This window comes from Jezberella montanilacus, assembly GCF_003003055.1.
Taxonomy (GTDB): domain Bacteria; phylum Pseudomonadota; class Gammaproteobacteria; order Burkholderiales; family Burkholderiaceae_B; genus Zwartia; species Zwartia montanilacus.
Map to the genome: position 1 here is coordinate 715,159 of NZ_PVTV01000011.1, position 12,013 is coordinate 727,171.

A 12,013-nucleotide genomic window follows, 5' to 3' on the forward strand; every position below is an offset into this window, starting at 1 on the left:
CGCTTACGTCTCTGAAACCGAAATTTTAAGTGCAACGTATCACCGAAGGAACTGAAATGAGCTTCTCACTGATTGATTTGAAGGTGCAAGATGGAATCGCCACGCTTTTTCTAAATCGGCCTGAAAAACGCAACGCCATGAATGACGATATGCGCAGCGAATTTATTGACGCGCTCGAGATGATCACCGCTAACAAAGATATCCGCGCCTTGGTACTCACCGGACACGGCAAGGGTTTTTGTGCGGGGGGTGATATTTCCGGCATGGAAAAACGTATGAAAGCCCCCACTGGGGAGATCGGCTTCAATGGCTGGCACCGGCAACAACGTGTGCACCACGCGGTCTCTCTCTTGCATACGATGCCTAAGCCAGTCATCGCTGCAGTCAATGGCTCAGCATCGGGTCTCGGCGCTGACACCGCGTTAGCGTGTGATTTTATTATCGCCAGTGAGGCAGCAAATTTCACTTGGTCCTATATCAATCGGGGAATTATTCCCGACGGAGGTGGCATGTATTTTCTGCCCCGCCGGGTGGGCCTTGTGAAGGCAAAAGAGCTTATTTTTTCAGGCAGAAAGGTGGCCTTTGATGAGGCATGCCGGCTCGGACTAGTTGACCGAGTAACGAGCGCTGAGACACTGGTGGCAGATGCTCAAGCCTGGGCAGCTGAACTAAGTAAAGGTTCGTCCACTGCTTTGGCACTGGGCAAAACAATTCTTAATCAAACCTTTGAAACAACCTCGGCGCAGGTTTTTGCTCAAGGCAGCCAGGCGCAAGGGATCTGTTACACAAGCGCCGAGCATCGCGCAGCTGTCATGGCATTTTTAGACAAAGCGGCAGCCGCCAATCAAGCTTAAGGTATTGACATGACCGACGCAGTTAGCAAATTAATGACGCCAAAAAGTATTGCAATCATTGGCGCATCGACAGATCCCAAGAAAACGGCGGGGCGTCCGATCGCCTATCTGCAGAAGCATCACTTTAAGGGAAAGATTTACCCAGTCAACCCAAGAGTTCAAGAAATCGCGGGCTTAGTTTGCTACCCTGACATCGGTTCACTGCCAGAGACACCCGATGTGGCAATTATCCTGGTTGGCACCGACAAGACACTTAGCGCTGTGAGTGAATTAGCCGCGCGCGGCACACCTGCAGCAATCGTGCTGACCAGTGGTTTTGCCGAGCACGGCCCCGAGGGCCTGAAACGTCAAGAGGCGCTCGTTGCCGCAGCAGGCAACATGCGGATTCTCGGTCCCAATACGATTGGGATGGTCAATGTAACTGACGACATCCCCCTATCCCCGAGCAGTGCACTTGAGATGAGCGAGTTCCCCAAGGGTTCAGTAAGTGTGATCTCGCAGAGCGGAGGGATTCTGGGATCTTTGCTCTCTCGTGCTGCTGCAGCCGGTATCGGTCTGGCTAAATTGGTATCAACAAGCAACGAAGCTGACTTAGGTTTAGCTGATTTCATTGATTATCTAGCCGACGATCCAAGTACCAAAGTGATTTTGCTTTACGTTGAGAGCATTAGACATCCGCAACAGTTTCGCGCTGCGGCATTAAAAGCCAGACACGCAGGAAAACCAATTGTTGTATACAAAGTAGGCAAATCAGAAGCTGGCATGAAAGCCGCCATTTCACATACTGGTGCTTTAGCCGGTGCCGACAAGATGTATGACGCACTCTTTAAAGAGGTCGGCATTATTCGCGCAGATAACTTCTCGGACTTCTTGGATATCCCTGCTGCCTTGACGACTGGTCGAGTGCTAAAGGGAAATCGTGTTGCCATTCTTACTTCTACAGGCGGTGCCGGCACACTTGTCGCTGACGGCTTGGGTGTCAGCGGCTTTGAAACACCCGCACCAGATGAAGTGACTGCAGAACGGCTTCGTGCGTTGCAACCAGGGGATCAGGCAGTATTAGATCGAAACCCAATCGATGTCACGCTGGCTGGTTTGCAGCCTGATCTGCTAAGGGGTGCGATCCGTGCTTTGCTCGATAGTCCGAGCTATGACGCTTTGATTTTGATTCTCGGTTCGTCGAGCCTAGCCATGCCAGATCTGATGGCGAGCGCTGTGCGGGATTGCATGGATGCAAGTGACAAACCCGTGATCGCCTATGCTAGCCCGCATTCACCGGTGGCAGCTGCTTTGATGACCAAGCAAGGCATCCCCACTTTTACTCAACCTGAAAGCTGCAGCGTTGCGTTAAGAAGCATGTTGCACACCAGCCAAATGTTGCAAGGCGTGCCAGTGAGGGGGCGTTTGGCTCAATCCCCTGCAACACTTGACAGCTCAGCGCTTCATGGCTCACTGGATGAACACGAGGCCAAAGTTCTCTTTTCCTTATTCGGCATTCCCAAGGTCAAAGAAGTCGTGCTTAACGCACTGAACCCAAACCTTCAGTTAATTGAAGGGTTTGGTGACAAGATCGTTTTGAAAATAGTATCCAAGACAATTCTGCATAAGACTGATGTGGGTGGTGTGGCCTTGAATGTCGGGATTAACGATATCCCCAACAGAATCACCGCGCTGATGTCAGACGTTAGGGCGCGCGCTGGCGTGGAAGTCGAGCAAGTCCTGGTTCAAGAAATGGTGAGCGGCGGCCTTGAATTCATGATCGGCATGCACCGTGATCCCCTGGGAACAGGGATTTTAGTAGGCATGGGTGGTGTGACTGCCGAACTATTCAACGATACGAGCATTAGATTGCTCACACCAGGTACTGTGCTGCACGAAACAGAGGCACTCGAGATGCTGAAAGCGCTCAAAACCTGGCCTTTACTGGATGGTTATCGCGGCAAGCCAAAGTGCGATGTGGCGAGCTTGGTTCAAGCCATCGTTCAGTTTTCTGAGCTAGTGGCCTGCCTAGGTAACAATCTGATCGAATGCGAAATCAACCCTCTCTTTGTTTTTGTTGAGGGGCAGGGTGTCAAGGCTGCTGATGGCATTGCGATCTTCAACTAATTACATCTCAAGCAGCGGGCATATCACTCAGCTGTCTCACAATAAGGAAAACGCATGAGCCGTCGTCTAGAAGGAAAAATAGCTCTCGTGATGGGAGCTGGATCAGTCGGACCCGGTTGGGGTAATGGCCGGGCAATCTCAGTCAGATTTGCAGAGGAAGGCGCGAGCATTTTTGGCATCGACAGAGAACTGGACCGGATGACTGAGACTGTCAATCGTGTCAATGAAGCAGGCGGCCAAATGGTGACAGCTGTGTGCGATGTGACGAAAAGCGCAAATATCAAAACAATCGTTGAGCAGTGTCTGGCTCAGTTCGGTCGCATTGATATTCTGGTCAACAACGTGGGGGGCTCTGCCGCAGGTGGCCCGGTTGAAATGACTGAAGAGGTCTTCGACAGTCAGATCAATCACAACCTTAAAAGTGTCTTTCTTTCTTGCAAACACGTTTTGCCTGTAATGGAAGCGCAAGGTGCCGGATCCATCATCAACATTGCCTCAACCTCAGGCACAAGGTGGACTGGCTCTGCGCAAGTCGCTTACGCAGCAACCAAAGCGGGCGTTATCCAGTTATCTAAAGTCGTTGCTATTCAGTACGCCAAGCAGGGCATTCGGGTCAATACGATTATCCCGGGCCAGCTTCACACCCCAATGGTCGAGGTGAGATTGGCCGGCCAAAGAACCGGTGGTGACGTTGAGGCGTTATTGGCGCAACGCCAGGCACGCATTCCGCTGCCATTCATGGGTGATGGTCGCGACACCGCAAATGCTGCGTTGTACCTAGCCTCAGACGAATCCCGCTTTGTAACCGGTACGGAGATTGTTGTCGATGGCGGGATGTCGGTGAGATGTGGCTAGGCAGATCAAGTCACGGGCGCAGGGTTGAACAAGACCAATGAATTATGAATTTTCCAGTGTTCGGCCCACGTTTTTTTGCCACTCGCCACCGCCAGGATCATTTCGAATAATTCTTGGCCGACGTCAGCAATGCTCGCTTCGCCACTTGCGATTCTGCCGGCGTTGACGTCCATCAAATCGTGCCACCGTCTTGCGAGATCATTGCGAGTCGCGACTTTGATCACGGGACACTGAGCTAAGCCGTAAGGTGTGCCCCGCCCTGTCGTAAAGATATGAACATTCATGCCCGCGGCTAATTGCAGCGTGCCACAAATAAAATCACTGGCCGGTGTCGCCGCAAAAACCAAACCCTTCTGGTCAGGCTTGAGTTTCTCACCGGGTGCTAAAACACTATTAATCGGGCTTGATCCGCTTTTGACAATTGAGCCCATCGCCTTTTCAACAATGTTAGATAGCCCACCCGCTTTATTACCAGGTGTCGTATTCGCGCTGCGGTCGACCTTGCTACGGCCTAAATAATTATCGTACCAAGATAGCTCTTGAATAATGTCACGGGCGACATCTTCAGTGGCAGCCCGCATAGTCAATTGATCAACGCCATCCCGAACTTCGGTGTTTTCACTAAACATCACAGTGGCCCCAGCTCTCACCAAAAGATCCGTCGCAAACCCAACGGCGGGATTTGCTGTGACGCCACTAAAGGCATCGCTACCACCGCATTGAACGCCCACCACTAAATCTGAGGCAGGACAAGTTTCTCTGCGCCTCGCGTTCAAGCGTTCAAGATGGGGTTTGGCGGTTTGAACAATGTCATCGATCATCGACATAAAACCCACGTGATGATCAGCTTGTAAGCAAACCGTTTCGGGACCCGTCGCTTCAAGACTCTCAACTCGCACAGGAAAGCTGCCGGGGGGAAACATCCGCTCAGGTTGCAGTTTCTCGCAACCCAAACTAACCACAAGCAATTCGCCTCCGAAGTTAGGATTCAAACTGATATTGCGAAGCGTGCGGATTGGGATAATCGCGTCTTTGGCCTCGATCGCGACGCCACAACCGTACGTGTGCTCGATCCCGACCACGTCATCCACATTAGGATATCTTGGCAATAACTCATTTTTAATTCGATCGACGGCGTAAGCAACGACGCCTGATACACACTGAACGGTGGTCGTAATAGCAAGGATATTTCTGGTGCCCACCGACCCATCCTTGTTTCGATAACCCTCAAAGGTATATCCGTCCAGTGCAGGCAAAACTTGCGCAGGCGAAGTAGCGATTGGCAATCCCTCAAACCCAAGGGCTGGTGGCATCTCAATCAAGCGCTCGTGAACCCAGGAACCCTTTGGGATAGGTTTAAGCGCGCGACCAATGACGACGTTATACCTGCGTATCACTTCGCCCTGTTCAATATCCACCAACGATACTTTGTGACCTTGAGGCACTCGGTCTTTCAGAACTAGCTCCGTATCCAATACGGTACCCGCAGCAAGCCCCTTGTCATTGACAACGATAGCGACGTTATCAAGGTCGTGCATCTTGACATAACGCGGTATCTCGTGGGGCGTCACGTGCTCGGTTGTTTTAAAGATCATGTTCAAAAAGTCGCTTTTGTTGCTATCAACTGAGGTTACAGAACGGTGTGACCGGTGATGAGTGTTGGCAACCAGGTAGAAAACGAAGGCACGTAAGTGACTAAGGTAATTGCCACAAAGATCGCCAGATAATATGGCCATGCGGACTTGGTCGCTTCACCGATGGATATTTTCCCGATCGCACAGCCGATAAATTGAACTGAACCGACTGGCGGATGCACGAGGCCGAGTGCACAATTCAAGAGTAGCATCATGCCGAACTGAACAGGTCCAACGCCCATTTGAATGGCCAACGGCAAAAACAAAGGCGTTGTAATGAGAATATGGGCAGCCATATCCAAAAAGATACCTAAAAATATCTGGATGATATTGATATACAGCAGCATCAGCCATGGTTCATGTGTCGCACTTAATAGTGCCTGTTCGATGACGTCGGGGATTTCTAGATATGCCATCTGATACCGCAACATGTTAGAGACACCGATCAATAACAAAATCACGCCCGTGGTCTTTGAAGCCTTCGTTAGCGATTTCAGCAGCTTGTCGACCGTCATGGTGCGATAGATAAGAACAGTCAGAAATAGCGCGTAAGTGACTGCAATGGCGGCAGCTTCTGTTGCCGTCGCAACCCCTTCCAATATACAAACAAGAATGATAACCACAACACCCAGCCCAGGCATGGACGCAATAAAGAACCGAAGGACATTATCCCAACCCGGGAATTTCTCGACTCTGGTCGAACCATCAGCTAACTTGGGGTAACCGTTTTTGACGGCTTGCCAATAGGCAGCCACCAGCATACAGACCATGATCCAAAAGACGGGGATTAGTCCGGCGAACATCAGATCACCAATTGAAACCCCTTTAATGAAATGTCCAGCAATCGTGCCTGTTGCGGCCTGCGCTGCAAAAGCGTAGATGATCATATTGTGCGATGTCGGCATCAGTGCGCCGGACAACGACGCATGTGTGGTCACATTGACCGCGTAGGCGGCGCTATAGCCTTCGCGTTTCATAATGGGGATCATGACCCCGCCCATCGCCGATGTATCCGCGACTGGTGACCCAGACACCCCGCCAAACAGGGTACAGGCGAAGACGTTTGCCAGGCCAAGGCCACCGCGCCAGTGGCCCACCAAGCTTCTGGCGAAGTTGACAATCTTGTCCGCGATACCGCCGTGCAACATCAGTTCGCCCGAGAAGATAAAAAATGGTATTGCCAAAAAGCTAAATACATTCATCCCAGACGTCATCATCTGAATAGCTGTTTCGAAGGGCAAACCCTCAACGTAGAAAGTTGCCAAACAGCTCAGGCCAATCGCGAAAGCGACAGGTACGCCAAGAACGAGAAAAACCAGAAAGCTAATACACAAAACTGTCAGTGCCATGATGGGACTACCTTTTGAAAGCGCAACAGGGCAACAATGTGCTCAACACTAAACAAGTTGATCAGAATGCCGGCGAGTATGACAGGCACGTATCGCCATGCCTCTGAAACACCGATAGTCGGTATCGTTGTTGCGAAAGTCGATACGGCCATTTCATAGCCTCCCGCCAGTAGCAGTAGGGCAAAACAAATAGTCAGGACATACACCAAGACAGAACACCAGCGCTGGATTTTTGCTGGTAGCAAAGCGACCACTGAATCTAAACCAATGTGCCCGGCATCACGAACACCGGAAGCTGCCCCAAACATCGCGACGGAGATCACCAATAAAAGAGCGACTTGTTCGACATAGGGTGGCGCATTGTTAAAGACATAGCGCATAACCACTCCATACACCACCACTAACAGCAAGCCGGTCAAGCAAGCACAAGCTACATAGAGCGAGTAACGCGAGAGCTTTGCGTTAAGCCTGTTTAGATTATTCATGTTCAGCATCCATCCTGGTTGCTATCAAACAAGACCAGCCTGAGGACTGATCTTGTTTTTGATCAAATGATTTGTTTGAATCGTCTTATTTGGCGTTGACGATTTCCTGGACAAGCGCTTTCAACTCAGGGGTAGTCGCAAACTTCTCCCAAACGGGTTTTTCTACTTCGACAAACCCCTGGCGATCAATTTCTGCTGCTGGGACGATTGTGGCGCCGCCTTTGATCGCAGCTGCTTTTGCATCTTTTTCCTTTGCTTCCCAGAGTTTCACGTAGTATGGAACCGAAGCTTTAGCTGCTTTACGCAACGCATCTTGTTCCTCTGGCTTCAAGGTATCCCAGACTTTCTTCGAGAACACCAAAACCTCTGGCGTCATAACGTGCATCGTCTCTGAATAAACAGGCGCTGATTCAAAATGTTTGGCTTCATCATACGATGGGTAATTGTTTTCGGCAGCGTCAAGCAAACCGGTTTTCAAACCTGTGTAAACTTCTGCGTAGGGCATGGGAGTTGGTGATGCGCCCATTGCGCTAACCAAACCGACCATCAAATCAGATGGAATGACACGGATCTTCATGCCTTTTGTGTCGGCAACAGATTTGATTGGTTTTTTAGCGTAAATCGAGCGAGCCCCGCTTTCGTAGAAAGCCAATCCAACAAAGCCTGCTTTTTCGAATGCCGCCAAAATCTTTTCGCCTTGAGCACCATACATGGTGGCACGAAGGTGATTAATATCTCTAAACAGAAACGGCAATGAGGGTATGTAGGATTCTTGAACGATTCCGTTGAAGGCGGCTGAACTGACACGAACCATATCCAAGGCACCAATCTTGACTTGTTCGATAGTGTCCTTTTCAGACCCAAGCGCGCTGTCTCCAAACACTTTAATGCTGTCCTTACCGCCCGTTGCGGCAGAAAGCTCTTCGCCCATATGAGCGACCGCTTGATTGGTTGGAAAATCCTTGGCGTGAACGTCCGCGGATCTGAACACACGTGCCATGGATGCCGTTGCACTTAAAGCCAAGACTGCCGTCAACACGATTTGCACTGTTTTTGAATAGTTAAATTGCATAGTGAATCCCCTCTTGTTGTTGTGTAATGAAAAATGAACTTTAGATAAATCCCTGAGGCCCCAGTACTACATATCCTCCCCCCTGGAACTGGGCAGTTGGATCATTAATATCTGGGGATACAGTCTCAGCGAAGGTTGCTTCTTTAAATACATCGGCTGAGTCTTGCGGTACAAAACCTAGGTGTTTGACTGCGCTGTTATCCCACCAGGACACTGAGTTATTGGAGGCACCATAAACGATAGAATGTCCCACAACGGGCGCACTCAAACACGCGCTGATTAGTCGATGCAAGTCATTGAAACTGAGCCAGGTCGCAAGCATTCTTCTGTCTTTAGGTTTAGCAAAGGAGGAACCGATCCGAATACACACGGTTTCGATGCCATAACGATCAAAATAGAAACGCGACAGGTCTTCACCAAAGGCTTTACTCACGCCATATAGGCTATCTGGCCTCGGCGCATGCGCTGGCGTAATCGTTTCACTTTGTTTGTAGAAACCCGTCACATGGTTCGAGCTGGCAAAGATCACGCGCTTGACACCTTCGATACGGCACGCTTCATAAAGGTTGTACAAACCGAGGATATTGGCCTGAAGAATAGGACCGAATGAGCCCTCTACGGAGATCCCGCCAAGGTGGATGACTGCATCGACATCTTTCACCAAGGCGCTTACAAAGGCTGCATTGGCTAAGTCGCCTGTTGTGATTTCTTCCGACGATTCGGCTGTCTCAAGGGCGACGATATCTGACAGCCTCAAAACACTGCAGTTAGCTTTCAGACGTGTACGTAGCTCGCGGCCCAAGCCGCCCGCTGCGCCGGTGAGTAAAAGACGATGATGTGTTTTCACGATTATTACTCGCTGTGTTCCAGAACTTTTTATTCAGGCTCAATGCCTGCTTGTTTAATAATCCGTCCCCAACTTTCGAGTTCATCAAGCTGAAACTTGGCTAACTCAATAGGTGACGTCATAGCAACTTCCATCCCGTTTTGCTGTGCGAAATTATTCAATGACTCACTTGCCATCGCTTTGCGAACTAGCTTGCTCAATTTGTCGATAAGGTCTTGAGGGGTTCCCGCCGGCGCATATAGCGCGTTCCAGTGATGGGCTTCATAACCAGCTAAGCCAGCTTCTGAAATTGTTGGGACGTCAGGCAATAGCGTCGAGCGAGTGGGGCTACTCACACCCAATGCACGCAGCTTCCCCGACTTAACTTGCGGCAAACTAGTCGTAAGATCAACAATCATCATGTCAGTCTGTCCGCCAACCAGGCCCATCACAGCTGCAGGATTTGCTTTGTAGGGCACGTAGTTAAGTGTTGTACCGCTCATGTGCTGAAACAACTCAGCCGCCACTCGCGCAGATGAGCTGCCAGAGCCATAGTTAAACTTACCCGGTGCTTGTTTGGCCATGGCAATGAAGTCATTCACGCTTTGTACTTTCAACTCAGGATTTACCACCATCAGCATGTATCCTTGCACTAAGCGGCCCACTGGTTCAAAATCTTTGATGGGATCATAGGGCAGTTGTCTCAGCAAATGGGGATTTGCTGCCTGTGTCGTGTTGGTCGTAATGAAAAGCGTATAACCGTCTGGTGCGGCTCGAGCAGCTGCTTGCGCAGCAATACCGCCAAACGCCCCAGCACGATTATCGACAATTACGGTTTGCGCTGTTGCCTTAGTGATTTCGACCCCCAAGGCACGAGCCAAACCGTCGGTCGTACTACCAGGCGTAGAGCCGACAATAATCGTTATGGGCCGATTCGGAAACGCGTCCGCGGCGCTGCTCGCTTGTGCCTGTGTCACGATCGATACAGCGGTGACCAACAGTAATATCAACGTCTTTACAATCAAAGTTCTCATATTCATCATCGCCTCCTCGTTATCGTTTTGAGTCTCTGAGTCGTTCATGTCGTCAAGCTAGCTTCGGGCCTCAAACCACTCAAAGCCTGCTCCAAACTAGCTAAGACCATCTCACCCATGCTAGTGCGTGTCTCAATAGTTGCGCTGGCTCGATGAGCCTGCAACGACACATTATCCATCTTGAGCAAAGCGGATGGTACGTTTGGTTCATCCACAAAGACGTCCAAACCAGCACCGGCAATCCTCTTTTCAACCAAGGCGTTCACGAGGTCTGCTTCATTAATTAGCTTGCCTCTAGCGATGTTGACAATAAATCCGTTGCAACCCAAAGCGTTCAATATTTCCGCATTGACGATCCCTTCGGCCTGATCTGCGGCAGCCGCCAACACCAGCGCATCGCTGCTAAGCGCCAAATTTTTTAACGTACTCATGTACTCGTAAGGCACGTCTGGCATTGACCGCAAGTCGTTATAACGAATAACGCAGCCAAAGGCAGCGGCTCTGGTTGCGACCGCTCTGCCTACGCGCCCCATGCCAACGATACCCAGGTTCATGCCACTGAAGCGACGGGCTAAGGGGATGGCACTTGGTTGTGGGTTGGCAGGCCATTTGCCCTCTCGCACGAACCTATCACCAGAGAACATACCTCGGCAAGTACCAATTAGCAGACCGATTGCCAAATCGGCCACATCCTCTGTCAACGCGCCTAGTGTGGCGGTTACGGCAATTCCGCGTGCCCGCGCATAATTCAAATCAACCGCGTCTGTGCCGACTCCATTAATAGCAACCACTTGTAAAGCGGGAAGCTGATCCATTAGTGCATTCGATATTCCGGTATGTCCACCCGTTATGACGGCGCGCACACCGGAACCATGCCTGGCCAGATAGGCCTCTTTGTCAACCTGTTTAAAGAGCTGATGAACTCGGTATTTTGCTTCGAGCTGATCATTGATTGAGGCAATTAGGATTGGACTGAGCTGGAGGATTTCAGCCTTCATTGAAGATCTCCTAGCCACGGCCGACGAATGGCATGTTGCTGGCCATTACGGTCATACTTAATACATTCGCACTCAGCGGTAACCCCGCAATGTGACAAACTGCATCTGCAATGTGCTTAACGTCGATCATGGGTTCGATTGCAATCGCTCCGTTTGCTTGCAAAACCCCTTTACTCATTCGGACAGACAGTTCTGTGAGCGCGTTGCCAATATCGATCTGACTAGCAACAATATTGAACTGACGTCCATCCAAAGCGATACTTTTAGTTAGTCCAAGGACAGCGTGCTTGCTAGCCGTGTAAGGACCACTCAATGGCCTGGGCGTGTACGCCGAGACCGAGCCATTGTTGATAATGCGACCTCCTTGAGGCGTTTGTCGTCTCATTAAGCCAAAGGCCGCTCGCGCGCACAAGTACACGCCGGTAATATTTGTATCGACGACATTTTTCCATTTTTCTAGCGGCAGCTCGTCGATTGTTAATGCGGGCGCATTGACACCTGCGTTGTTGAACAACACATCTAGGCGGCCGAACTTATTTTCCACTGTCGCAAAGAGCTGTTCAACACTATTTACATCTCGTACGTCCGAAGGGATTGCGATCGCTTGTTGTCCATGACCGAGTGCTTCTTCGACAATCGCCTGTAACGGCTCAGGGCGGCGACCCGTCAGTACGACGGTGTATCCCAACTGCAGGAACGCAAGAGCCGTTGCGCGCCCTACACCACTGCCAGCGCCTGTTACTAAAACGACTTTATTGTCGGTAAGCTTAGTCATTTTGTCTTCTTTTTTTATGTTGTGA

At 50.5% G+C, this 12,013-nt stretch carries 11 protein-coding genes; 3 read left to right on the plus strand and 8 right to left on the minus strand.

Annotation, left to right across the window (positions count from 1 at the left end; genetic code table 11):
• Window positions 1-56 precede the first annotated feature (56 nt).
• The 3 genes from BCM14_RS04950 to BCM14_RS04960 are packed head-to-tail and all read left to right on the plus strand — an operon-like array spanning window position 57 to window position 3,815.
• Entirely contained in the window at window positions 57-854 is a 798-nt protein-coding gene (locus BCM14_RS04950; protein WP_106226842.1) for an enoyl-CoA hydratase/isomerase family protein, read from the plus strand.
• Between the two features lie 9 nt (window positions 855-863).
• Window positions 864-2,960 carry an acetate--CoA ligase family protein gene (locus BCM14_RS04955; RefSeq protein ID WP_106226843.1) on the plus strand — a complete coding sequence of 699 codons (2,097 nt, stop codon included), beginning with the start codon at window positions 864-866 and terminating at the stop codon, window positions 2,958-2,960.
• A gap of 54 nt (window positions 2,961-3,014) precedes the next feature.
• Window positions 3,015-3,815, plus strand: coding sequence for an SDR family NAD(P)-dependent oxidoreductase (locus BCM14_RS04960; RefSeq protein ID WP_106226844.1), 801 nt, complete (start codon window positions 3,015-3,017; stop codon window positions 3,813-3,815).
• A 5-nt stretch (window positions 3,816-3,820) separates the two neighbouring features.
• On the opposite strand, the gene garD is transcribed toward BCM14_RS04960, so the two are convergent.
• The 8 genes from garD to BCM14_RS05000 form a co-directional block, all read right to left on the minus strand.
• A complete protein-coding gene (gene garD / locus BCM14_RS04965; RefSeq protein ID WP_106226845.1) occupies window positions 3,821-5,410 on the minus strand; it encodes a galactarate dehydratase in 1,590 nt (529 codons plus the stop codon).
• A gap of 35 nt (window positions 5,411-5,445) precedes the next feature.
• Window positions 5,446-6,798: a TRAP transporter large permease gene (locus BCM14_RS04970; protein WP_106226846.1), complete on the minus strand. Its 1,353-nt coding sequence runs from the start codon at window positions 6,796-6,798 to the stop codon at window positions 5,446-5,448.
• Window positions 6,789-7,283 carry a TRAP transporter small permease gene (locus BCM14_RS04975; RefSeq protein ID WP_106227054.1) on the minus strand — a complete coding sequence of 165 codons (495 nt, stop codon included), beginning with the start codon at window positions 7,281-7,283 and terminating at the stop codon, window positions 6,789-6,791. Before BCM14_RS04975 ends, BCM14_RS04970 begins: the two co-directional genes overlap by 10 nt.
• A gap of 85 nt (window positions 7,284-7,368) precedes the next feature.
• A complete protein-coding gene (locus tag BCM14_RS04980; RefSeq protein ID WP_106226847.1) occupies window positions 7,369-8,355 on the minus strand; it encodes a TRAP transporter substrate-binding protein in 987 nt (328 codons plus the stop codon).
• Window positions 8,356-8,395: 40 nt separating this feature from the next.
• Window positions 8,396-9,208, minus strand: coding sequence for an NAD-dependent epimerase/dehydratase family protein (locus BCM14_RS04985; protein WP_106226848.1), 813 nt, complete (start codon window positions 9,206-9,208; stop codon window positions 8,396-8,398).
• Between the two features lie 23 nt (window positions 9,209-9,231).
• Window positions 9,232-10,215 (minus strand): Bug family tripartite tricarboxylate transporter substrate binding protein, encoded by a 984-nt coding sequence (locus BCM14_RS04990; RefSeq protein WP_106227055.1) that lies wholly within the window; start codon window positions 10,213-10,215, stop codon window positions 9,232-9,234.
• 44 nt (window positions 10,216-10,259) lie between these two features.
• The gene (locus BCM14_RS04995; protein ID WP_106226849.1) at window positions 10,260-11,213 is read right to left on the minus strand and encodes a 2-hydroxyacid dehydrogenase; all 954 of its coding nucleotides are present in this window, start codon (window positions 11,211-11,213) and stop codon (window positions 10,260-10,262) included.
• 10 nt (window positions 11,214-11,223) lie between these two features.
• Window positions 11,224-11,988 carry an SDR family oxidoreductase gene (locus tag BCM14_RS05000; RefSeq protein ID WP_106226850.1) on the minus strand — a complete coding sequence of 255 codons (765 nt, stop codon included), beginning with the start codon at window positions 11,986-11,988 and terminating at the stop codon, window positions 11,224-11,226.
• Window positions 11,989-12,013: the final 25 nt, after the last annotated feature.

Coding starts and splice junctions, on each gene's coding strand:
- BCM14_RS04955 (WP_106226843.1), top strand. CDS start 864: ATGACCGACGCAGTTAGCAAATTAATGACGCCAAAAAGTATTGCAATC.
- BCM14_RS04960 (WP_106226844.1), top strand. CDS start 3,015: ATGAGCCGTCGTCTAGAAGGAAAAATAGCTCTCGTGATGGGAGCTGGA.
- BCM14_RS04980 (WP_106226847.1), bottom strand. CDS start 8,355: ATGCAATTTAACTATTCAAAAACAGTGCAAATCGTGTTGACGGCAGTC.
- BCM14_RS04975 (WP_106227054.1), bottom strand. CDS start 7,283: ATGAATAATCTAAACAGGCTTAACGCAAAGCTCTCGCGTTACTCGCTC.
- BCM14_RS04950 (WP_106226842.1), top strand. CDS start 57: ATGAGCTTCTCACTGATTGATTTGAAGGTGCAAGATGGAATCGCCACG.
- garD (WP_106226845.1), bottom strand. CDS start 5,410: ATGATCTTTAAAACAACCGAGCACGTGACGCCCCACGAGATACCGCGT.
- BCM14_RS04990 (WP_106227055.1), bottom strand. CDS start 10,215: ATGAGAACTTTGATTGTAAAGACGTTGATATTACTGTTGGTCACCGCT.
- BCM14_RS04970 (WP_106226846.1), bottom strand. CDS start 6,798: ATGGCACTGACAGTTTTGTGTATTAGCTTTCTGGTTTTTCTCGTTCTT.
- BCM14_RS04995 (WP_106226849.1), bottom strand. CDS start 11,213: ATGAAGGCTGAAATCCTCCAGCTCAGTCCAATCCTAATTGCCTCAATC.
- BCM14_RS05000 (WP_106226850.1), bottom strand. CDS start 11,988: ATGACTAAGCTTACCGACAATAAAGTCGTTTTAGTAACAGGCGCTGGC.